At 37.0% G+C, this 22,519-nt stretch carries 26 protein-coding genes; 9 read left to right on the plus strand and 17 right to left on the minus strand.

Features of this window, described 5'->3' with window-relative positions:
• Positions 1 to 134: 134 nt before the first annotated feature.
• Together NSQ77_RS04640 and NSQ77_RS04645 are read right to left on the minus strand one after the other, a co-directional pair.
• The gene (locus NSQ77_RS04640; protein ID WP_339229113.1) at positions 135 to 662 is read right to left on the minus strand and encodes a DUF402 domain-containing protein; all 528 of its coding nucleotides are present in this window, start codon (positions 660 to 662) and stop codon (positions 135 to 137) included.
• Positions 663 to 861: 199 nt separating this feature from the next.
• Positions 862 to 1,038: a gamma-type small acid-soluble spore protein gene (locus NSQ77_RS04645; RefSeq protein ID WP_339229115.1), complete on the minus strand. Its 177-nt coding sequence runs from the start codon at positions 1,036 to 1,038 to the stop codon at positions 862 to 864.
• Positions 1,039 to 1,194: 156 nt separating this feature from the next.
• On the opposite strand from NSQ77_RS04645, the gene NSQ77_RS04650 reads away from it, so the two are divergent.
• Positions 1,195 to 1,389 carry a hypothetical protein gene (locus NSQ77_RS04650; RefSeq protein WP_339229117.1) on the plus strand — a complete coding sequence of 65 codons (195 nt, stop codon included), beginning with the start codon at positions 1,195 to 1,197 and terminating at the stop codon, positions 1,387 to 1,389.
• Positions 1,390 to 1,402: 13 nt separating this feature from the next.
• On the opposite strand, the gene mutY is transcribed toward NSQ77_RS04650, so the two are convergent.
• Positions 1,403 to 2,470 carry an A/G-specific adenine glycosylase gene (gene mutY, locus NSQ77_RS04655; protein ID WP_339229119.1) on the minus strand — a complete coding sequence of 356 codons (1,068 nt, stop codon included), beginning with the start codon at positions 2,468 to 2,470 and terminating at the stop codon, positions 1,403 to 1,405.
• Between the two features lie 81 nt (positions 2,471 to 2,551).
• Here mutY and NSQ77_RS04660 point away from each other — a divergent pair, with 81 nt between their 5' ends.
• Entirely contained in the window at positions 2,552 to 3,538 is a 987-nt protein-coding gene (locus NSQ77_RS04660; protein ID WP_339229121.1) for a metal-dependent hydrolase, read from the plus strand.
• Between the two features lie 209 nt (positions 3,539 to 3,747).
• Here the strand turns inward: NSQ77_RS04660 and NSQ77_RS04665 are convergent, their stop codons facing one another.
• Together NSQ77_RS04665 and recX are read right to left on the minus strand one after the other, a co-directional pair.
• Complete coding sequence (locus NSQ77_RS04665; protein ID WP_339229123.1) at positions 3,748 to 4,104, minus strand: YfhH family protein; 357 nt, start codon at positions 4,102 to 4,104, stop codon at positions 3,748 to 3,750.
• 95 nt (positions 4,105 to 4,199) lie between these two features.
• Complete coding sequence (gene recX / locus NSQ77_RS04670; protein ID WP_339229125.1) at positions 4,200 to 5,018, minus strand: recombination regulator RecX; 819 nt, start codon at positions 5,016 to 5,018, stop codon at positions 4,200 to 4,202.
• Positions 5,019 to 5,159: 141 nt separating this feature from the next.
• Between recX and NSQ77_RS04675 the strand changes: the two genes are divergently transcribed.
• The 3 genes from NSQ77_RS04675 (at position 5,160) to NSQ77_RS04685 (ending at position 7,148) form a co-directional block, all read left to right on the plus strand.
• Positions 5,160 to 6,047: a TIGR01777 family oxidoreductase gene (locus tag NSQ77_RS04675; RefSeq protein ID WP_339229127.1), complete on the plus strand. Its 888-nt coding sequence runs from the start codon at positions 5,160 to 5,162 to the stop codon at positions 6,045 to 6,047.
• A gap of 360 nt (positions 6,048 to 6,407) precedes the next feature.
• Complete coding sequence (locus NSQ77_RS04680; RefSeq protein WP_339229129.1) at positions 6,408 to 6,965, plus strand: GNAT family N-acetyltransferase; 558 nt, start codon at positions 6,408 to 6,410, stop codon at positions 6,963 to 6,965.
• A gap of 54 nt (positions 6,966 to 7,019) precedes the next feature.
• Positions 7,020 to 7,148: a YfhE family protein gene (locus tag NSQ77_RS04685; protein WP_095313642.1), complete on the plus strand. Its 129-nt coding sequence runs from the start codon at positions 7,020 to 7,022 to the stop codon at positions 7,146 to 7,148.
• Positions 7,149 to 7,214: 66 nt separating this feature from the next.
• On the opposite strand, the gene NSQ77_RS04690 is transcribed toward NSQ77_RS04685, so the two are convergent.
• Positions 7,215 to 7,514: a hypothetical protein gene (locus NSQ77_RS04690; protein WP_339229132.1), complete on the minus strand. Its 300-nt coding sequence runs from the start codon at positions 7,512 to 7,514 to the stop codon at positions 7,215 to 7,217.
• 154 nt (positions 7,515 to 7,668) lie between these two features.
• Between NSQ77_RS04690 and NSQ77_RS04695 the strand changes: the two genes are divergently transcribed.
• The 4 genes from NSQ77_RS04695 (at position 7,669) to NSQ77_RS04710 (ending at position 9,961) form a co-directional block, all read left to right on the plus strand.
• Positions 7,669 to 8,085: a helix-turn-helix transcriptional regulator gene (locus NSQ77_RS04695; RefSeq protein WP_339229134.1), complete on the plus strand. Its 417-nt coding sequence runs from the start codon at positions 7,669 to 7,671 to the stop codon at positions 8,083 to 8,085.
• Positions 8,086 to 8,196: 111 nt separating this feature from the next.
• Positions 8,197 to 8,595 (plus strand): GntR family transcriptional regulator, encoded by a 399-nt coding sequence (locus tag NSQ77_RS04700; protein ID WP_339230936.1) that lies wholly within the window; start codon positions 8,197 to 8,199, stop codon positions 8,593 to 8,595.
• Complete coding sequence (locus NSQ77_RS04705) at positions 8,592 to 9,707, plus strand: DUF5808 domain-containing protein (protein WP_339229136.1); 1,116 nt, start codon at positions 8,592 to 8,594, stop codon at positions 9,705 to 9,707. Before NSQ77_RS04700 ends, NSQ77_RS04705 begins: the two co-directional genes overlap by 4 nt.
• 50 nt (positions 9,708 to 9,757) lie before the next feature.
• Positions 9,758 to 9,961 carry a hypothetical protein gene (locus NSQ77_RS04710; RefSeq protein ID WP_339229138.1) on the plus strand — a complete coding sequence of 68 codons (204 nt, stop codon included), beginning with the start codon at positions 9,758 to 9,760 and terminating at the stop codon, positions 9,959 to 9,961.
• Positions 9,962 to 10,051: 90 nt separating this feature from the next.
• Here NSQ77_RS04710 and NSQ77_RS04715 read toward each other — a convergent pair whose 3' ends face one another.
• From NSQ77_RS04715 to NSQ77_RS04765, 11 genes are all read right to left on the minus strand, one after another.
• Entirely contained in the window at positions 10,052 to 10,750 is a 699-nt protein-coding gene (locus NSQ77_RS04715; protein ID WP_339229140.1) for a hypothetical protein, read from the minus strand.
• A gap of 1 nt (position 10,751) precedes the next feature.
• Complete coding sequence (locus NSQ77_RS04720; RefSeq protein ID WP_339229142.1) at positions 10,752 to 11,609, minus strand: ABC transporter ATP-binding protein; 858 nt, start codon at positions 11,607 to 11,609, stop codon at positions 10,752 to 10,754.
• Positions 11,599 to 11,976 (minus strand): GntR family transcriptional regulator, encoded by a 378-nt coding sequence (locus NSQ77_RS04725; RefSeq protein WP_339229144.1) that lies wholly within the window; start codon positions 11,974 to 11,976, stop codon positions 11,599 to 11,601. Before NSQ77_RS04725 ends, NSQ77_RS04720 begins: the two co-directional genes overlap by 11 nt.
• A gap of 158 nt (positions 11,977 to 12,134) precedes the next feature.
• Positions 12,135 to 12,314: an Arc family DNA-binding protein gene (locus NSQ77_RS04730; protein WP_095313660.1), complete on the minus strand. Its 180-nt coding sequence runs from the start codon at positions 12,312 to 12,314 to the stop codon at positions 12,135 to 12,137.
• 14 nt (positions 12,315 to 12,328) lie between these two features.
• Positions 12,329 to 13,174, minus strand: coding sequence for an SPFH domain-containing protein (locus NSQ77_RS04735; RefSeq protein ID WP_339230937.1), 846 nt, complete (start codon positions 13,172 to 13,174; stop codon positions 12,329 to 12,331).
• 90 nt (positions 13,175 to 13,264) lie between these two features.
• Complete coding sequence (locus tag NSQ77_RS04740) at positions 13,265 to 14,134, minus strand: MBL fold metallo-hydrolase (protein ID WP_339229146.1); 870 nt, start codon at positions 14,132 to 14,134, stop codon at positions 13,265 to 13,267.
• Between the two features lie 323 nt (positions 14,135 to 14,457).
• Positions 14,458 to 16,596, minus strand: coding sequence for an AAA family ATPase (locus NSQ77_RS04745; protein ID WP_339229148.1), 2,139 nt, complete (start codon positions 16,594 to 16,596; stop codon positions 14,458 to 14,460).
• 171 nt (positions 16,597 to 16,767) lie between these two features.
• On the minus strand, positions 16,768 to 18,342 hold the full coding sequence (locus NSQ77_RS04750) for an acyl--CoA ligase (protein WP_339230938.1): 1,575 nt from the start codon (positions 18,340 to 18,342) through the stop codon (positions 16,768 to 16,770).
• Positions 18,343 to 19,163: 821 nt separating this feature from the next.
• A complete protein-coding gene (pdaA, locus tag NSQ77_RS04755) occupies positions 19,164 to 19,955 on the minus strand; it encodes a delta-lactam-biosynthetic de-N-acetylase (RefSeq protein ID WP_339229150.1) in 792 nt (263 codons plus the stop codon).
• A gap of 220 nt (positions 19,956 to 20,175) precedes the next feature.
• Entirely contained in the window at positions 20,176 to 21,486 is a 1,311-nt protein-coding gene (locus NSQ77_RS04760) for a Na+/H+ antiporter NhaC family protein (RefSeq protein ID WP_339229152.1), read from the minus strand.
• 142 nt (positions 21,487 to 21,628) lie between these two features.
• Positions 21,629 to 22,423 carry a YfkD famly protein gene (locus NSQ77_RS04765; protein WP_240033870.1) on the minus strand — a complete coding sequence of 265 codons (795 nt, stop codon included), beginning with the start codon at positions 22,421 to 22,423 and terminating at the stop codon, positions 21,629 to 21,631.
• Between the last annotated feature and the right edge of the window lie 96 nt (positions 22,424 to 22,519).

Raw genomic sequence — 22,519 nt, forward strand, 5'->3', positions numbered from 1 at the left:
CAGTCTTTAGGCGAATGACTTAGTTACACTTATGCAGATAAGAATGTTGATACTCTCCTATCTGCCAATAGAAAATCCTTGTTACCTTATTTGTAACAAGGACAAGCCCCTTTTCGAGTATGTTTCTTCCTAACTCACCGATAGGTTAAGTACCGTTCATACCAACCATCAATAAAATCCGGTGCAAAGGGACCTTTTCGCTGGCGTACCCACCGCAGTAAATATTCCATATTATTATGAAGTATGCGATCCAGTACTATTGGGTAATTCATTTTTTTACGGTGTTCCTCATATTCATCCTCATCCAAAAGATTGTACGTCATATCTGGAAATACTTTTACATCCAAATCATAATCGATATATTTCAATGCCTCTTCATCGTATACAAATGGAGAACTGATATTACAATAGTAATGAATACCATCGTCTCTTAGCATACCGATGATATTAAACCAATGCTTCGCATGAAAATAACATATTGCTGGTTCTCTCGTAATCCACATCCGACCATCGCTCTCGGTTACTTGTGTCCGATCATTCGCTCCTATTACAATTGTTTCTGTAGCTTTTAATACCGTACTGTTCTCCCAAATCCGATGAAGCTGTCCATTATGTTTATAGCTCTGTATCTGCATTTTTGAACCTGCTCTCGGAGTAACCATCCTATCTTCCTTTCCCCATTTTTCCGCCAAATCAGTTATCATTCATTATAATGCTAACCAAATCAAATATAAAGTATTATGAATCCTAAAGAGAAAGCTTAGGCTAATTTTATGGGTTACATGACTGGTTCTACATGAATTAAATGAAAAAGAGCTTCCTCATAAAAGGAAACTCTTCTTCATTGTCATGCAAAAGTATTTACTTCTTTTTTGCTTGTGACTGTTGATTTTGTTGCTTTACTTGCTGAGCATCTGTCTCAGAAGCAAATTCAGTACCGAATTGACCTTGACCTTGTCCTTGAGCAGCTTGTTGGTTCTGCTGTTTTACATGCTGAATATTTGTTCCAGCTGCAGTTTTGTTAGGTTTTTTAGCCATCAGTATCACCTCCAACACTGATTAATTTATCCACATAACAAATTGTTATCCATTAAATTTGTAAATTTTTTATGAAAAAACTACCAGCGGATAATAATTTGGATTTAGCGCAATTTATGAATGCATTATTTCACTTCATTATTGGAGGTAACAGCAATGCACACACCTAGAGACTTCACTGAATTATCTATGATAAGCAAAACAAGGTGGCAGGATGAAGAATTACAATTTTTTCAGCATGCACTTTCTCAAATTTTGCCTTACATTAATGCAGAGGGCTTAACAATCCTGCATGAAATTAACAAGGAAATTTACAACAGAGCAGAAAAACAAGACTCCCTATATACATAAGGGAGTCTTGAGTTTACAAATATTTCATCATTTTTTGATGTGAAACAGGAAACGGATATTCTTTAATCGTATCTTTATTAACAAATATCACTCGCTCATCGTCTAGCCCTGTTTGAAGTGTATTTGCTTCAAAAATTTCCAACTGCCAAATAATATGTGAGAATACATGCTTTAACTTACCTTTTTGCTCGCCAAGTTCTATGCGTATACCATATTCACTATAAACCCAATTTTCGAGATGCTCCATTCCGATTTCTTCAATTGGTACCATTGGGAACTGCCAAAGATTTGCTAATAATCCATTTTCTCCTCTTTTTTCAATGACATAATCATCATTATCATTTTTAATTAATAACGCAACATAAGCAATCCGTTTTTGTTTTTTTGCTTTCGTTTTTACTGGTAATTCCTCTTGAATGCCTTCTGCAAAAGCATAACAATGCTCCTGTACAGGACAAAGCAAGCAAGTTGGTGATTTCGGCGTACAGATTGTGGCACCTAAGTCCATAATTGCCTGATTAAAGGATGAAGGATCTTCTTTTGATATCACTTGCCGAACGTAATCTTCAAATAATTTCTTGGTACGCGGTATGGCGATATCTGCTTCAATTTTCAAAAGACGTGAAAATACACGCATGACATTTCCATCAACAGCCGGTTCAGGCTGATTATAGGCAATGGACAAAATGGCACCTGTCGTATATGGGCCAACACCCTTTAATGCACCAAGTTCTATTGGGGTCGAGGGAACCTTCCCACCATAATCGGAAACAACCTCACGAACTGCGTTTTGAAGGTTTCTAGCACGGGAATAGTATCCTAAGCCTTCCCATGCTTTTAACACTTCCTGCTGGTCTGCGCTGGCAAGTTCATAAACAGTTGGATATTTATCCATAAACCGATTAAAATATGGAATAACGGTATCAACCTTTGTTTGCTGCAGCATAATCTCTGAGACCCAAATTTTATATGGATCACGTTCTCGGCGCCATGGAAGATCACGTTTACTTTCGCCGTACCAATGCAGCAAATCGGCTTGGAATTGTTCAATGTTAAAATGTTGTAATATGTTATTAGTCATCAGGACACTTCCTTTATGTTACAATACTTATAGTAAGATTTCATTTATGTCTTCAAGGCTATCCAAGGAGGACCTTTTTATATGGATACTGGCACACATATCGTGATGGGGATTGCACTGGGCGGCTTGGCTACGTTAGACCCTGTTGTGCAAAGTGATCCTACATTATTTCATGCAGTATTAGTCGGGACTGTAGTTGGTTCACACGCCCCTGATTTTGATACTGTTTTTAAACTCAAGAATAATGCAACCTATATACGGCATCATCGCGGTGCATCACATTCTTTACCTGCAATTATCCTCTGGGGATTATTAGTTTCCAGTGTTATCTATATGTTTGTACCACAGGTTAACTATTTGCATCTATGGTTATGGACATTTTTGGCCGTGATAATTCATGTATTTGTTGATTTGTTTAATGCATATGGAACACAGGCTTTCAGACCTTTTTCAAATAAATGGATTGCGAAAGGGTTTATAAATACCTTTGATCCATATATCTTCTTTTTAAATGTTGCTGGCATTTGTGCTTGGGCGCTTGGAGCTAACCCCGGGTACACATGGATTACCATTTATTCAGTGATTATATTATATTACATTAAACGTTATATGGACAAAAGAGAAATTGTAAAGAAAATCTATGAATATTATCCAGATACAGTTGAAGTTGCCACATCTCCAACGATGAAGCAAAATTATTGGCGTGTGGCAATTACGACCAAAGATAAATTTTATGTAGGTACGGTTGAAAACAGACATATCGAAATTGTAGATGAGTTCTGGAAGGTACCTTTGCCTGACACACTAATTATTGACGTAGCAAAAACAGATAAAAATATTGAAGCTTTTCTAAACTTTTCCCCGGTTTATCGTTGGGAAATTAACCAATTCGATTCTTTTACAGAAGTTCGCTTTATCGATTTGCGCTACCGCTCCAAAACGTATTATCCATTTGTAGCAGTCGTCAAAATTGATGAAAATTTGGAAATCATCAGCTCCTATACAGGCTGGATTTTCTCAGAGCATAAACTGCAAAGTAAGCTGTATGTCGGTGATCCGACTACGTAAAGCAAATAGAACCGCAGTAAAAACAGCAGGTTACATGCCTGCTGTTTTTCTATTTACTAAATAAACTATAAAAAATACTGGATAACTTAGTATACTAAACAGTCACGTCTACGAAGCGCCCAGCGACTAGCGAGACTTCCTTAATCTCCTACGTAAGAATGTTCGAAAAGTCGCTCCCCCCACAATGCGGGGCGCAGTCCGTACGTCGCTTACCGAGCGCTTCCGCTTTTGGGCTTCGTTACCTTTTTGCCTAACAAGGAAATAGGCAGGGCTTCTATCTGCTCGTACATTTCTTCAAGTAAATTGATTCGGTGTCCCCATGCAAATACACCATTTATATAACTTATTTTAAATGTAAATCCAGGTTCCATTTTTAATTGATAGATTTCATTCGCTTGAAAATCTTCCGGATTCATTGTATATGCGAGTGCAACTTGCATTTTCCGCTCATTAATCTGCACCTCTGAAATATTACCTAATTGCTCAGCTTTCTGTGCTTTTTCTTTTAAAATGCCAATTTCATTATGTAATTGTTCGATCGAATAATCACTGTATCGATAATTCATCTCTCTCTCCCCCTACCCATTCTATCTTACCAATTGTGCGGATAAATGGAAACACATAAAGCTGGCAAAACAACTGGGATTGTTTTTTATCAAGATTACTTATAGTTCTGCAAGCATTCTTCCAGGAATTGGTTAATTAACTCGAAAGAAAAACCTTTCCGATACAATCCTTCTGTCATTTTCTGTCTCAGTGCAAATCCCTCATACTTCGCCTCATATTTGCGCATAAGCTTTTCACCCTGAAACAGAAGTGCATCCCATTCCTTAGAATGATCTGTCTCTTCTTCCATACTTGCTAGTGCCATTGTAATCGCATCCTGTGTAAAACCCTTTTGAACTAGATTAGCCTGCAATTGCTGTATTTTTTTGCGAAATGCTTCTTTCTTTCCGGTATTTAGCTTTTTCTGGATATGCTTTTTTATTTTCTCATGCTGGATGTCCAGCGAATAATTTTCCAACGCAAGATCGGCCTGTTGCGCCAAAACTCCTTTATCAATCAATTCTTTTTTGATTAGAGTAGGACCTTTTGTTGTCGTATTGATTCGTGATTGAACAAAATAGTGGGCAAATTGCTGATCATCAATTAGTTTTTCTTTCATTAACCGTTTCATAATTTGCTCGATATGCTCTGAATCCACTTCTTTTTTCACTAGGTAATCCTTAATTTCTTTTTTTGTACGCATACGATAGCTTAAAAAATGAATAACTTGGGTATATGATTTATGAACCGTATCGTTTTCAATAAGCACAGCGATCATATCATCATCCAGTTCCATACCCTTACGTAGCCGGTATTCAATTAATATCGCTTCCTCTACACTAAATCCATATTCTTCACCTTGCTTCGTATCTAAAAAGATATTGAACCGATTTTTATGTTTCTTTTGTGTTGTTATCTTCGTTATTTTTCGCACGTATTCCACCTCTTTCTTCTATCATATCAGAATAATATGGGGGAAGGAAAAACCTTAATTTATTTAATAAAAACACTAAGATTTTTATCTGGAGCGTATATACTATACATAACATTCAATTTCGTCGTGAGGAGGATGCATATGAATTTTTTAATTACTGGTGGCACAGGCTTTGTCGGGAAGCATCTTTGTCTAGCATTACAAAGAAAAGGACATCATACGTACATACTTACAAGATCTCCTCTCCAGCACAGGAACAATCAAGCCGCTACTTTCATACATTATAATTATCCGGCAGAAAAACTGCCGCTTATTGAAGGTGTCATCAATCTAGCAGGAGAGACACTGTTTGGTTACTGGTCCCAAAAGAAAAAGGATAAAATCAAAAGCAGCAGATTAGAAACGACAAATACATTAATACAATTTATGAAACAGATGAAAGTAAAACCGAATGTATTCATAAGCGGCTCTGCAGTTGGTTATTATGGCATGTCTGAAGATATAATTTTCACTGAAGCTACTACTGCTTCTGGTAAAGATTTTTTAGCTGAAGTAGTTATGGAATGGGAGCAAGCTGCTAAACAAGCGGAATCTCTTGGCATCCGTACAGTCTTCACCAGATTTGGCGTGATTCTTGGTGAAGAGGGATCGCTGCCATTAATGAGTCTTCCAGTAAAATTATTTGCTGGAGGTACAATTGGGAATGGCGAACAATGGATATCATGGATTCATATTGAAGATGTAGTTCGATTAATCGATTATTGCCTTTTTAATAAGCAAATAGAAGGAGCAGTCAATACTACAGCGCCTTCCCCATTACGAAACAAAGATTTCATGCAGACTTTGGCAAAGGTTTTAATGCGACCAAATCTGATCACAGCCCCTTCCCCACTTATATATGCTGCAATCGGAGAAATGGGGCAATTAATCACGAAAGGACAGTATGTTTTGCCGCAAAAGGCTCTCAATCATGGGTTCAAATTTAAGCATCCAGAGCTAGCAAAAGCATTGGAAAACCTCATGGAATAATCGTTAATTTTTCTGAACAAACTTTTAACAAAAAAAGTATTTGCTTTTTAAGAAAAAGGATGTAAAATAACCTTATCAAATTGAGTTAAAAAAAGGCAAAGGGACCTGGATTGGCTTATGCCACTATGTTCTGCAGCCTTTATTAAAATATGAAAGAGATGAATAAAATCGTAACACAACACTGAATTAAATAGGGAAGGCAAATGGTGCGCCACCAGCTTTGACTGGTTCTAGTGGGTTCGATTCCCACCCCGAATTTTTGTTGAACGCGAAAATAAAAATTCGAGGGTGGGTCACTTACTGGATTTCCTTTTGGAAGGTCAGCGAGTATACCCACCTGGAATGAGGAGGGTATTTTTTATGTTGAAAATACGTGATTTGCATGAAGTGCCAGTACTATTTGAATTGATGTCGCATCCAGATGTATTTCCCTATGTTAGACATAGAGCTGAAACAACCGATGAATTTTATTTCCTTACGAAGATGACAATCGAAGCTGAGGAAAATGGAGAGCTGATTTCACGTACCATTGTTGATGAGTATTTACAGCCTATCGGAACAATCAATTTATTTGATATTCAAGATAATCACGGCTTTTTAGCAACTTGGATCGGCCACCCCTACTTTGGCAAAGGATATAATAAACAAGCAAAGGAGCAATTCTTTGATTTGCTATTTTTCACATATAATATTGAAGGTATTTTTATGAAAGTAAGAAAAACAAATATCCGATCAATGAAGGCAGTTTTAAAACTTCCATACGTTGCTTTAGCCAATGAAATTTATTCCGATGTTTACAGCCAAATTAATCCTGAAGAGGATATATATGATTTATTCGTTATTACAAAAGACCATTATGTTTCTTATCAGCAGTTTAGAACCATGGATGCTGAATCTACGGATGAAGAAGTTTCCTAAGAAAGCATATTTTGATTTATATTGGGCATCCTAAAATTAAAGTGAGGGATGCTTATGCCAAGGTTAAGACCAGGTCAAAGTGAGAAGTTTCTCAATAAAACACAGGAAGTTCTTTACCAAAAAGAATTCAAGCATGCAGACCGTATCTACAAACAGTTGTCACAAAGAGGAAACCGAAGCTGATTGCTTTGGTTTTTTCTTTTTAAGAAAGCTCGTCAGATTAGGTTTTTCAGATCCCATGAAAACGAGTTAATATCTTATTGCATTTGCATCCATTTCAATCCACTTTTGCAGGAGGTTATCTGCTTCTCTTTTCGCATCTTTCCTCCTCCATCCGAAGCCATACCCGCACACAATTTCTGCTGTAACTAATTCGGATACAGCCTGCCAGACTTGCTCTTTTTTGATATTCGAAACATATAAAATGACTGTGTTGTTTTCCTTCACTTGTATTTCAACAGACTCTTGGGGAAACAGCTTTTCAATCAGCCTTATTTTCGATTGACTAGTTATTGTTGGATGATATAAAATCATGCATCCTAATTTCATCTTCATCCTCCTTAGTTCCTATTTAGAACATTTTACTATATGTTTCATAAGCGAACAAGGGATTCGTCTCTTATTGTATTTAACCGTGATAGGATTAACTATAACTTTAGAAATTTTCTCGAAACCTTAACCTACAATGCAGAGTGTGATAAAAATGAGTCTTGACCAAATTGCGTATAATATTAAATTTCTCCGCGATCAGCATAACTGGACACAACAAGAGCTTGCAGATAAATTAACGATTTCTCGCTCTGTCGTAACAAAATGGGAAAATCTGACCGCAACTCCTGATATAACTTCATTAATAAAGCTTAGTAAGGTGTTTGATGTGTCACTGGATCATCTAACTGGAAATCATTCATTCCGCAATGACTTACTGAAAGATTTCAAACGAATCTATAGCTCAAAAGATAAATCCTTTGATGATGAAATTGTTGAGCTTATGGAGTATATTATGGTTAATCCTAACTTTAAAGAGCAAATTTACAAGCTGAAAAAGTTACCAGTAAAAAAACAATTATCGATACAACAGTTATTTCGTAACATAATCGAGCAATATGAAAAACTGTAGAAGAGACCTGAATTTAATTCAGTCTCTTTTTTTATTGTACTTTTTAAGTTATATCTGTTATACTACTAATATAACAGATATAACTTCCAGAGAAAGGAGTGCTAAATGAATGTGTTTATAAACTTAGATTTAGAATCCAGTGAACCAATCTATATTCAGCTGCAGCAGCAAATTATTGAAGGAATAGCTAAAAAACAGCTTCTCCCTGGAGATGCGTTGCCTTCTGTCCGCTCATTGGCAGCAGACATTGGCATCAACCTGCATACAGTTAACAAGGCATACCAGCAATTAAAACAGGATGGATTTATTTTGATTCATCGGCAAAAAGGCGTTGTAGTCCATCCTGATGGGGTTCCACAGGCTGATGAAGTATATAAACAAGAGCTTAAAGCTAAGCTTCGGCCACTTGTCGCTGATTCCATTTGCAGAGGAATGAACGAAGCAGATTTTAGCCATTTCAGTAAAGAGCTGTTTCAATTATTCAATGAAGAGGAAGGTGAAGAGTATTGAATGGTTTTCTAATTATTGTATTTCTGCTTATTTTAATTCCAGTATTTGTTTCGACTATGTTTATCCCCTTCTGGACGCGCAAAACGGAAAGTTTTGGTGTAACAATTCCCGAGGAAATTTATCAAAGCACTGAACTAAAGCAGATGCGCAAACGTTACATGCGTATTACCGGTATTGCCGGTTTAATCGTCATAGCAATATTTCTATCAACAGGCATTTTCATTACTTTGGATGAAAACATATTTAGCTTATTATTCAGTGTGCTTATTCTTGGATATCTTATTAGTTCTTTTTTCATTTATTTGAAGTTTCATCGTGAAATGAAATCGTTGAAGAAACAGAAAAATTGGGGTTCAGAAAAGTCACAGCAGGTTTTTGTCAGCATCCAATTCCGCTCCCAAAAGCTGAATCATTCCAATCTATGGTTTCTTATCTCTTTTATTATTACAATCGGATTAATTGTTCTAACATTGCAATCGTATCAACAAATTCCAGCAAGAATCCCACTACAATATAACCTTGCAGGTGAGGTTACAAACTGGGCAGAAAAATCATATCGTTCCGTACTTGTCTTACCCATCATGCAATTATATTTAACATTGCTCTTTGTATTTATCAACACCATGATCGCTAAATCGAAACAGCAAATTAATGCGGACACACCTGAGGAGTCTATGCGGAAGAACTTGATTTTCAGACGAAGATGGTCTGCTTATATTATTATCACTGGAATTGGATTAACAATTTTGCTGTCACTTATACAGCTGTCTTACATCTTTCCAATAGATCAGCAACTATTAGTCATTATCCCACTTGCTTTTAGTATCGCTTTAATAGTGGGGGCTATCATTCTTTCGATTACAACCGGGCAAGGCGGCAGTCGTATTAAAAGTAATTCGAATGCTTCAGCTGATGGAACGATAATGAACCGAGATGATGATGTGCATTGGAAGCTAGGAATATTCTATTTTAATCGTGAGGATCCATCGCTTTTTCTTGAAAAACGATTCGGTGTCGGATGGACAATTAATTTTGCACGACCGCTTGCCTGGATTATTTTCTTAGGCATTATTGGATTGGCATTTATAATTCCTTATTTGCTTGGGGCTTAGTGAACTATTAAAGTGGTAAAATAAATACAAGCACTTATGGAATTTATTAATTGGCAATTTCTGCTGTTACAATTGCGCTATCCCTCATTTTTTGTAATTGCTTCGGTATTTATTTTGAAAATGAGGGGATTGGCTGGTTAGTTGCTGGAGTGGGTGGTGCTGTTTTTTTCGGGATGGTGCTGTTTCCCTGGTCGATAGTGCTATTTTTGGGCCGGATGGTGCTGTTTCCCTGGAATATGGAGCTTTATTCTTGAGAGAATATGTTCAACGGGCTGGTACATTGGATCAGGTGCAGCATTACATTTCAAAGGCAAAAAGGACTGGCGCGCCAGTCCTTTCTTTATTTATTTTGTACTTACAGTTGTTATTCTTTTTAGCAAAAGGAAAGAAAGGAGATAAAATACAATACCTAATCCGAAGATTTGCAGGAATATGGTAAGCTTTAAATCTGAAAACAAATTGGCAAAAAGGTCAATCAGCCAGCCTTGAGCAACTCCAACTAATAGGAGTATCACCCCAGCACCAACAACAATTCCCCCGCCTAACAGCCCATACCTATAAAATAACAACCCGGTTAAAAACATTACAGTAAGGAAGAAAAACATTAATGATGTATCAATGACTACTCTATTTATCCAAGTGTCTTCCATGAGCTGTGCCAAGTGCATAAACCCAAAGGAATGTAAATTTGTTATATCTGTTGCATATAAAATAACCGTGTGTAACGTATTGGCAATTACTGCTTTCATTAGAGCTATTGATAGAAAAAACAGGCCAAGACTAATAAATAAATTCTTTCTCGTGGCACCCATTTTAAGCGAAAAAGGAATGCTTTCTTTTACCGTAATAAACCCTAAAATCCCGCAATATACATAGATAAATTGAAACATGAAATAAAGCTGTCCATTCTCGACCCCAAGCATGAAATATGAAATTACCAATGACACAATGAGAATTCCAAGCAAAATTGTCCAAAAAATCATTAAGGAGTAGCGAATATCCGTTGCAAAGAAATAAAGCAATCCTTTTATTTGCCTAGTCATTTTAAGCACCCTTCTTTCTTTCCGTTAAATAAATCATTAATTCTTGAATTGGTATTCCCTCTACTTCTAAACCATACCCTTTTGCATCATCAGCGGTTCCATATACATAAGCTGTCATTATACCCGCAAGTCGTTTTCGTTCGATCACTTCTTTATCTGCCAGAAATGCTTCCACTTTCTCGACACTTCCTGAAACCGAAATGGCATTATCGCGAAGCATCTCCGCCTCTTCCTGTAAAACCAATGCTCCTTCTCTTAATATTAGGACTTCTTCAAACAGCAAACTAACTTCATCAATTAAATGGGTTGAGAATATAATTGTTCGTTTTTCTGTCTGATATTCCTCCAGCATGATTTCATAAAATCTTTTTCTTGACGGGGCATCAAGGCCAATATATGGTTCGTCAAAAATTGTAATTGGCGCTTTGCTTGCCAGCCCAACCGTAATCCCCAGAGCTGATTCCATTCCTTTGGAGAGCGTCTTGACTTTTGCATTTAGATCTAGGTTATATTCCTTAATTAAGTCTTCAGCAAGCACTTGATCCCAATTTGGATAGAAATAGGAATATATTTTAAGGACATTTTTGATTTTCAAATCCTTTTTAAAATTATTTCCTTCTTTAATTAAACAAATCGATTCCGTTAATTCTTGGTTATCGAACGGGTTCTCTCCATCAATTAAAATCTCACCGCCACTTGGTAAAATTTGTCCAGATAGAATGTCCATAAATGTTGTTTTACCAGCACCATTTCTGCCTAATAATCCGTAAATCTTTGGTTCATCTAATGTGAAAGAAACATTGATTAAAGCAGTTTTATCTTTATACTGTTTCGTTAATTTTTTCACTTCAATCTTCATTTGAAGCTTCCTCCCTTTCCACCATTTCAATAAGCTCCTTGGCACTAATCCGCAGCTTCTCTGCTTCACTTTTTAATGGCAGCATGTAATTTTCGTAAAATAACTTTTTGCGCTTTTCGATTAAGATTTGCTGTGCATCTTTGGTAACAAACATTCCAACACCCCTCCGTTTAAACAAGATGCCTTCTGCAACAAGCTCATTAATTCCTTTTGCTGCAGTAGCTGGATTAATCTTGTAATAAGCTGCAAATTCATTTGTAGATGGAACACGTTCTTCTGCTTGAATCGTTTCATTTATGATGGAATCCTCTAGTTGCTCTTTAATTTGAAGGAATATTGGCTTGCTATCGTCTAATGAATTTTTCATTTTTGGTTCCTTCCTTATTTGGTTAATTACTTATGTAACTAACCCTATAACTAATAAAACATTTTGTCAATAGTTTTTAGAAAAAATAAAAAATAGCTTAGCAATTAGCTAAACTATTTTTTTATATTGATATGAAGTTTTTCTGTATTTAACTAATCTCAATCCTCACCAATCTTCTTATCTTCACTCTTTGGGAGTCGTCCTGCTTTTTTAACGGATTCCCGGAGCAAGAATTCTACATGACTATTGACGCTCCGAAATTCATCTTTCGCCCATGACTGGAGGATATCATATAATTTGGGGTCTATTCGCAATGGAAAGTTCTTTTTTTTAGCCATAAAAACCCCCTCTTTTACTGATACAATGAACCAGTATTGATCACTGGCTGTGTTCCGTGATCTGATACAATCGCAACGAGTAAGTTATTAATCATTGCGACTCTGCGTTCGTCGTCTAAGTCAACAATTCCCTCTTTTTCAATTCGTTCAATCGCATCCTGCACCATTCCAACTGCACCATCAACGATTTGCTTACGTGCAGAGATAATTGCACTTGCTTGCTGGCGCTGCAGCATTGCCTGAGCAATTTCTGTTGAATAGGCAAGATGTGTTAATCGTGCTTCAATCACTTCCACTCCAGCTACTTTCAAGCGATCCTGAAGCTCTTCTGTTAATTCGTTCGATACTTCTTCTGCATTTCCTCGAAGTGTAAGCTCGACATTTTCAAATGTATCATATGGGTACTTTGTTGCAACCGCCCTAATCGCTGTTTCACTTTGAATTTCAACAAATTGCTCATATTTATCAACATCAAAAACAGCTTTTGCTGCATCGACCACTTTGAATACAATAACTGCAGCTATCTCAATCGGATTTCCATTAACATCATTTACTTTTAAACGATTGCTGTTAAAGTTTCGCACACGCAGTGAAATAGTTCTCCTCACTGAAAATGGAATGGTAACTACAATTCCTTCTTGACGGATTGTTCCCATGTACTTACCGAGAAAAATAACTACTACCGATTGATTAGGCTGTACAAGCGTTATTCCACTTCCCAATGTAACAGCTATGATTAAACAAATACCACCTAACACAAATTGCTCTTGAATAAAACTGAATACAGTACCAGCCAAAAGCAATGCAACGAGAAGAATACCGACAAAGCCATTTATCATCCAAGCCTTTTTCTCTTGAATCATATTAACACACCTTCCCCAAATGATTTTATTATTATATTAATATGATATCACTTTTGTCTTAAATTGTAAATTAAAATGTCAGAATAATTAACTAGCAGGATTAATTATATTTGCAATCGGATCCTTTTTAGGCAGGACAAAATAGTCTGTACCATCTGTATAGATGACCAAATCACCGAGAGCTGCAGTTGAGTAGATGAGAGAATTTACACTGTATAAATTGTTGATCACCCGATCCACTGGATGTCCATAATTATTATCCTTACTGTATGTAAGAATCGCTACCTCCGGATTTACCTCTTGTAAAAATTCCAATGATGAACTTGTTTTTGACCCATGATGGCCAACTTTTATTATTTCAGATTCAACATCATAATCCTCCATTATTTTTTTTTCCTGCTGCTTTTCGACATCACTCATTAATAAGAAGTCCGTCTCTTTGTAGGAAACCCTTAATACAATTGATGATTTGTTATTATTTTTAAATTTTTCATATGCATTCCAGATTTCAATATTAATCAACGGATCAATTTCTATCGTGTCATTCTTTTCAGCAATTTGAACCGGGATATTCTGCTTTCTTATTTCCGATATATATTTAGCAAAGGTTCTTGTCGGATGAAGCTTTCCAGTATCCAGAATTTCATTGACAGTAACAGCCTTCATCACCTCTGGAAGACCGCCAATATGATCCATATCTGGATGTGTTGCAACCAATAAATCTAATTTATCAATGCCTTGCGTTTTTAAATAGGAAATTATTTTCTTCCCCGAACCTGGTGGCCCACCGTCAATTAGAATTGTTTTATTTAAAGGAGTTTCAATTAAAATACTATCCCCTTGACCAACATCAATAAAGTGCACCTGCATATCTGGATCATTTTCGCTGTAACTATAATTAGGATAAGTAATTAGACAGATATGAATAATGATAATAACTGATAAACATCTTTTCATAAAAACATCCCTTTTTTCACGATTTGTCTATAGCTTTACTTAGCTTTTACGATTGTTCATATGTTATTAGCTTTTTGTTGGAGGGATATTTTGGTTGAGACCTATTGACTGAGCAATTCGCAGTTGAAATAAATGAAGCGAAATATGTATGGATGGTTTAAACATTTTCTCATAGTACGTATCTTTCGAAGCTATCTTGGCCGGAGGTCTGTACAGCCTTAGCAAACAGAGAATCCATCGAATTTTATATCTGTTACAAACTAATTTCCTCAATTTACACAAAAAAACCCGCTGCAAACTCGCAGCGGATTTCATTTCAGTTATTATTTTTTCTGAACAACAATCTCTTGATTAACAGCATTAACTTGAACCTGTTCGATTGTTTCTTCTTCTAAAATGAGATCTGTTAATTGATCCTCAATTTTATCCTGGATGACGCGGCGTAGTGGTCTTGCACCGAATCTTGGATCATAGCCCTGCTTAACTAGCTCCTGTTTCGCTTCGTCCGTAATTGTAATGTGAATATTAATTTCTGCAATCGTTTCTTCAAGCTCTTTTAGCATTAGATCAACAATCTGTAATAGATCTTTTTCTGCTAGCTCATTAAAGTTAACAATCGCATCGAAACGGTTCAGGAATTCTGGTTTAAAATAGTTACTTAGGTTTTCCAATGTTGATACCGATTCATGACGATCGCTATTAAAGCCAACATTGACTGTTTTTACACCAGTTCCTGCGTTACTTGTCATAATAATCACAGTTTCTTTGAAGCTGACCTTTCTGCCATGTGAATCGGTTAAATGACCGTCCTCCATGATTTGCAGGAACATATTCTGTACGTCTGGATGTGCTTTTTCAATTTCATCCAAAAGCAGGATAGAATATGGATTGCGACGTACACGCTCAGTTAGTTGTCCTGCTTCTTCGTGACCAACATAGCCTGGAGGTGAACCAATGATTTTAGACACGGCGTGTTTTTCCATGTACTCACTCATATCAATACGAATCATCGAATCACGCGTACCGAATAATTCTTCTGCTAATACTTTTGTGAGTTCGGTTTTCCCTACACCAGTCGGTCCGACAAATAAGAAGGAACCAATTGGACGATCTTTCGATTTTAGTCCTGCACGGCTGCGGCGGATTGCTTTAGCAACTTTATCAACTGCTTCATCCTGACCAATTACTTTCTTGCGCAGGTTTTCAGCAATATTTTTCATTTTTGTTTGCTCGTCTGCTTGCATTTTAGTTACTGGGATGCCTGTTTTTTCTTCCACAATTAATTGAATATCTGAAATATCGACGTCTAATATCTTTTCACCGTCGACCGCTTTTTCAACTTGTTTTTGTAATTGAATTTCCTGATATCTTAGATTCGCAGCACGTTCATAATCTTCTTTATCTGCCGCTTCTTGTTTCTCTTTGACTACCTCATCTAAGCGTTTCTGCAGAGACTCAGAATCTTTTTGAGCATTTGCAAGGTTTAGACGTGATCCAACCTCATCCATCAAGTCGATTGCTTTATCTGGCAAGAAGCGATCTTGAATATAACGGCTTGAGAGGGTTACAAAGGCGCGTACAACCTCATCTGAATAGCGAACTTCATGGAATGCTTCATAACGATCTTTAATTCCGTTTATGATTTGAATAGCATCTTCTTGTGATGGCTCATTAACAATGATTGGTTGCAGACGACGTTCAAGAGCTGCATCCTTTTCAATCTGACGGTATTCCTTCAATGTAGTTGCACCAATTAATTGAAGATCGCCGCGAGCTAGTGCCGGTTTCAGGATATTTCCTGCATCCATTTGGGAACTTTCTGCAGTTCCAGCACCAACGATTAAATGAATCTCATCGATAAACAGGATAACATTGTCACGTGCTTGCAATTCTTCAATCAGTTTTTTCATGCGTTCTTCAAATTGTCCGCGAATTCCTGTGTTCGCTACAAGTGAAGCAACGTCAAGCAAGTAAATTTCCTTATTGAGCAGCTTTGCAGGTACGTTACCTTCTACAATTTTAACTGCTAGTCCTTCTGCGATTGCTGTTTTACCAACACCCGGCTCACCAATAAGGACAGGATTATTTTTCGTTCTTCTATTTAATGTTTCAATAACTCGTTTAATTTCTTTATCACGGCCGATTACAGAATCAATGCTGCCAGCACGTGCTGCATCATTTAGGTTTTTTGCTAATTGGTCAATTAAGCCATTCCCTTTTTTTGCTTTTTGTTTTGTTTGTGTTCCCGTTTTGCTTGCTCCATTACCTTGGAAGAAGTTATTTGAGAATGCTTCATTGAAATCCCCAAACGGAGAGTTTGAGAAAAAGTCATTTGAATTCATCATCTTCCCTTGAAGCTCTTGGAAACATGCAGCACATAAGTGCATTTCTACTCTTTGATTATTTATCTGCATTTGCGCATTTATATTTGCTTCGTTAGTTCCACATTGTTGACATTTCATTTTCCATTCCTCCTTGGAAATATTCCATATCGTTCGCAGGTTTGACTTTGACTATCTTTGACCTTAACTACATTATACTCTGACCTTTTTTGACTTTCAAGTGTTTTGATTAATTTTTTTATAATAAAGGGAAAATCCCGACTAGTAATTAGCCGAGATCGTTGATATGCCTTATTTTATCGCTTCTCTTTGACGTAATTCTATACGTCTTATTTTTCCTGATGTTGTTTTCGGAAGCTCGTCCAGAAATTCAATTTCCCTTGGATATTTATATGGTGCTGTCAATGTTTTAACATGTTCTTGCAGTTCTTTGACCAATGCTGTTTCGTCTTGCTCAATATTATCTTTTAATACGACAAATGCTTTAACAATACTTCCTCGAATCTCATCCGGACTTGCAACAACTGCACATTCTTGTACATACGGATGTTTGACCAAAGCATCCTCTACTTCAAATGGGCCAATCGTATAGCCAGAGCTAATAATAATATCATCGCTTCTTCCTTCGAACCAGAAATAGCCATCCTCATCTTTACGAGCTCTATCTCCAGTTATATAGTAGTCACCGCGTCGGGAATGTTTTGTCCGTTCTATATCTTTATAATACTCCCTGAACAGGGCAGGACTATCTAATTTTACAGCAATGTCGCCAACTTCATTTATTGAAACCAACTTCCCTTCTTCGTCAATAATTTCTACATCATTACCCGGGGTTGGCTTGCCCATCGATCCTGGTTTCACTTCCATTCCTTTCATTACTCCTAGCAGTAATGTGTTTTCCGTTTGTCCATAACCGTCACGAACCATGATATTAAAATACTTGCGAAATACATCAATAACCTCTACATTTAATGGTTCACCTGCAGAAACAGCACTTCTCAAAGTCGAAAGATCATATTCTCCAATTGCATCTACTTTTGCCATCATCCGATATTCTGTTGGGGTACAGCATAGGACATTAATTTCTTGCATCTCTAATATGCTTAAATACTTCTGAGCATCAAATTTTCCGTGATAAACATAGCCGGTTGCTCCTGTACCAAGCACGGATAAAAAAGGAGTCCATATCCATTTCTGCCACCCTGGTCCTGCTGTTGCCCATACTTTATCTCCCTCATTAATAGAAAGCCAGTGCTCTGGAGCAGTCCTTAAATGCGCATAGCCCCAACCATGTGTATGGACAACACCTTTTGGACTTCCTGTTGTTCCAGAGGTATAGGAAATAAAGGCAATATCATCCTTCGTTGTCGGTGCAATCTCTAGTACATCAGATTGCTGTTCTCGAAGTTCATCTAAAAAATAGAAGTCCTCTTTAGGCTCACCAACAACAAATTTAATTAAATCTTCGTATTCATCGATATCTTTATATTGGTCTACAAAAGGATAATAACTAATAATTCCTCGTACTTCTCCATGATCTACACGGTATTGCAAGTCTTTTGTTTTAAGCATCTCAGAGCTTGGAATTACAACAATCCCTAATTTAATCGCTGCCAAATACGCTTCATAAGCTTCGATTAGCCGAGGGATCGTAATAAGTATCTTATCCCCTTGCCTTAATCCTTTTTCAAGAAGGGTGTTACCTATTTTATTGACGTTTTTCATTAATTGTTCGTAGGTCACTTCTTTTGTATGACCGGCTTCCTCTTCCCATATCAATGCTGATCGTTCTGTATCTATTGCGTACTTTTCCATTTCCATTACAATATTATAATCCATTGGAGCGATTAGATCTTTCCAATTCACCATGTATCCCCTCCCATAATAATTATTTTCATTGTAACAAATAATTGTGAATATTTATATAAGTAAAAATTGAGGTTTATCGTTTAAAATTTTTCTCTTTTTGTGAAACCCATAAAAACTTTGTCCAGATTCTCATTTTAAATACTGCAAACTGCGAATAACGCTCTATCTCTGTAATTACTTTGCTTTTCCGTTTTTTTGATGCAGCATTGATTTCTGCCTTCCTTAGCTTTAGATTAATGAATGCTTGTTCTTTGGAAAAAACTTGTACCCAATCCTTTATAATGTTTTTTTTGCAAAATATAAAGAAAGACCAAATCGACTGTACGATTTGATCTTTAAGTTGATATTATATATAAACTTCGAACTAACTGCCAAGGTTTGAGTAAGCCCCGCCGTCCGGGATCGCTTCGGGCGAATGCTTTCCGTGGGCACGGCTTCAGCTTCTCCGGAAGAAAACCACTTTCTGTGAGTCTTCAGACACGTGCTGTTCCCACAGGACAAGGAATGCTTCGTCAGCATTTACATCGCACGAAGAAAATTGGTTTTATTTTCGAGGAGTCACCACCCTCCGCTCACCAGGACTGGTTAGAATACAGTACTGTTTCTATTTTTTAAACCATGTTATTTATAGTGAACCAATACTAGCGCAGGAAATATACGTAGACTCCTGCGGAAGGAAGGGCATCGGTGAGACTACGCAGTGCGATAGCACAAGGAGGCTCACCAGCCCCCTAAGGTGCGCGAAGTGTATTTCCGGAGCGGTATACGCTTAATCCATAATTGACACTGGTTCGGAGTTTCTTTCAACTGTAATTCCGCTAAAGTCCAAACATTCCATTTGGAAGCATATCATTTAATAGTAATTCATCAAGGCTTTTGAACGTATAGCCTTGTTTTTTCAATTCTTGGATGACTTGTTCGAGTGCTTGGGCATTGTCTGATGACACTGCGTGAAGCAGTATAATTGCACCTGGATGCATCTGCTTCATTATTTGCTCATAAGCATACTCCCAGCCTTTTTGATCTGCCACTTTCCAATCAGCAAAGGCAAGCGACCAAAACACATGAATTAATCCCAGTTCATTTGACCATCGCAATGTATTTTCATTAAAAACACCTCGGGGCGGACGAAGAAACTTAATTTCCTTTTGATCTGTTAATTCTGCTACAGATTCCTCTAGGGTTTCTAATTCCTTTTTAATTGACTCTTTATTCATAATCGTAAAGTCAGGATGATGGTAAGAATGATTTCCAATAATATGTCCCTCATCAACCATCCGTTTCACAAGTTCTGGTTCACTTTCCACATAATGCCCAGTTATGAAAAATGTTGCCGGTACCTCTTCCTTCTTCAGAACTTCCAAAATATCCGCTGTATACCCTTGCTCATATCCATTATCAAAAGTAAGGTAAATATTTTTTTCACCTGAATCATCTACATAATAGGCGCCGTATTGATCAAGCAACTCCTTATAACGGCCAATTTCGGGAATTTTGTGATCGGTATTTTTTTTATATCCCCAGCCAAATGCACTGGTAGTTCCCGGCTCCATAAAGCAAATGAAAAAGGCAAGAAAAACGATGATTGATTTTAACGTAAATTTCCGCATAACAACCCACCTAGTTTTTTCTTACCTTTTCCTATGTGCTATTTAATTATTCACTTTGCCACGCATTAACGAACTGTAATCATCTTTAAACACGATGGTACCAAAACTAAAAATCAAGGGTGCTCTGTGTTATATACTCTTGGTAAAAAACACCCCTTAAATTGCTGATTCTGTTCAACTAACATTCAATTTGTAAACTCCAATTGAATGCAGTTTCACCTTACAAAATAAGTGCTGCTATCCATCCAAATATAAATAACGGAATATTATAATGGAGGAAGGTCGGCACACAAGTATCCCATATATGGTGATGCTTTCCGTCTGCATTCAGACCAGATGTAGGTCCAAGTGTGCTGTCCGATGCAGGAGAACCTGCGTCCCCAAGTGCTCCCGCTGTTCCAATTAATGCCGCAGTTGCCATTGGCGAAAATCCAGCAGCAATACAAATTGGTACATACAAAGCTGCAATAATTGGAATCGTTCCAAATGAAGAACCAATCCCCATTGTGATTAATAAGCCAACTAATAATAAAATAAAGGCAATAAGTACTTTATTGTTGTTTAAATAGCCAGAACTCAATTCAACAAGCGCTTCTACCGCTCCTGTTTCATTTAGAACCTCTCCATATCCTGATGCGACAAGCATAACAAATGCGATTGTTCCCATCATGCCAATTCCTTCTGTCATCACCTTGTCACCTTTTTTAAAGGGGATAACGAAGAATAAAAACATAAGCACAAGTCCAGTTAAGGCACCTGCGATAAGGTTTTGGGTAACCAGCTGTACAGCTAATGCGCCCAAAATAGCTATTATTGTAAACAAATGCTGCTTATTAAATGGGACGCTCTCTGTCGTTGCGGTTGTCATTGTAGATTCTGTTCCACCAGCTCCAGGTATTGCATCTCTATCTTTTCGATAAGTAATAAAAATAGCGATAAATAAGCCAACAATCATCCCGCTTCCTGGGATAAGCATCGCTAGTGATACTTCGTTCTCAGTAATAAAAGTGCCATTTTGTATCATGCCTTCTTCTATAATTCCTTGAAAGAGAAGCCCAAATCCTGCTGGTATCATAATGTATGGAGCTTTTAAACCAAAGGTTAGGGCTGATGCCACAGCACGACGGTCTAAACGCATTTCATCAAATAATTTTAATAAAGGCGGTATTAAAATTGGAATAAAAGCAATATGCACTGGCACTGCGTTTTGTGATAAACATGCAACTCCGGCTATTGCAAGTACCAGCATTGTTTTCTTACCTGTCAATTTGCGAATTAAAAAATTCACTAAAATCGTTGTAATGCCGGTATAACTAATTGCAACAGCAAACGCACCTAGAAGAATATAACTCAATGCAGTATTCGATGCTGCCCCCATTCCACTTACCATCATTTCAATTGAATCTACCAGACTTAATCCGGCCATTAATCCTGCTACAATCGACGCAGCAATAATGGCTATAATTACGTTCACGCGCAGTAAACATAAAATTGTCATTACAAGCACGGAAACAATTACAATCCATTCCATCTCAAGCTTCCCCCTATGTTCTTATCTATGTTGTGTCATTGAATTTAACTTTAATACTTTAATATGATAAAGCATTAAAACGGATTTTTCAACCCTTTTATGAAAATAAAATACCCTGTAAATAAATTCACAGGGCTTGTAACTATTTTAATTGGAATGAAAAGGATACATGATCCTGAACGGGAATCCAAGCACCAATCCCTTGCTTCGTAACATTTTTAACTACTAGGGATTTCTTCGAGCCTTTTAACTGAAGATAAACTTCTCCAAAAGTAACCTGCCCTTTTTCATTCACTGCAGGAGCAAATGCTTGCAAAGTTCCATTTTTCTTAGCTGGTATTGCATAGGAATTATCTTTCTTCGTATTTTTGCCGATTATCGTCTGATAAGAAAGTGGAAGTTTTGTTTTTTCCTTTGATTTAAGCAGCATCATTTTTTTAACATCTTCCGGATTTGTAATTTTATTGGTTAAGGCACCTTTAATTTCCTTTTCTTCCTGTTGAATATAATTCATATTTTGTGGCGCTTCCTCACCATAATTACTCAATTCATTTGTGTTGATTGGCTGGTATTCCCAATTGATATTTGATTCATCTGATTGATAATTTAACGGCCAGCGTCCAAGATAGACCATTCCCCGGTAACCGATAGCCACCGGTGAAGGCTTTAATGATGTTTCATTTAGCATTTTAATCAGGTCAGGGTTTTCAACAGGTATGGATAATGCGTCAAGCAATTCCTGGGTTAGTTCGCTTGGCTCAATGACTTCCTGGTCCTCTGTTGAATTTGGAAACGTATTTTCTTTCGCTATATTCAACACATGGTTTGGAATTTCAACAGCGTCCTCTGACTTTTTGGCAGCCGATCCGACCGATGGGAAAAGCATACTTAATAAGAAAGCAATTATGACAAACTTGGTCATTTTATTTAATTTCATGTTTCCCATTCCTTTCTTTTTCCCTATTTTTTTCGGTTGAGAAGGAATTTATACATTACTTAACGAAATTGCCTAAATTACTTTCTGCTTTTTTTC

Source organism: Oceanobacillus sp. FSL K6-2867, from assembly GCF_037963145.1.
Classification (GTDB): domain Bacteria; phylum Bacillota; class Bacilli; order Bacillales; family Amphibacillaceae; genus Oceanobacillus.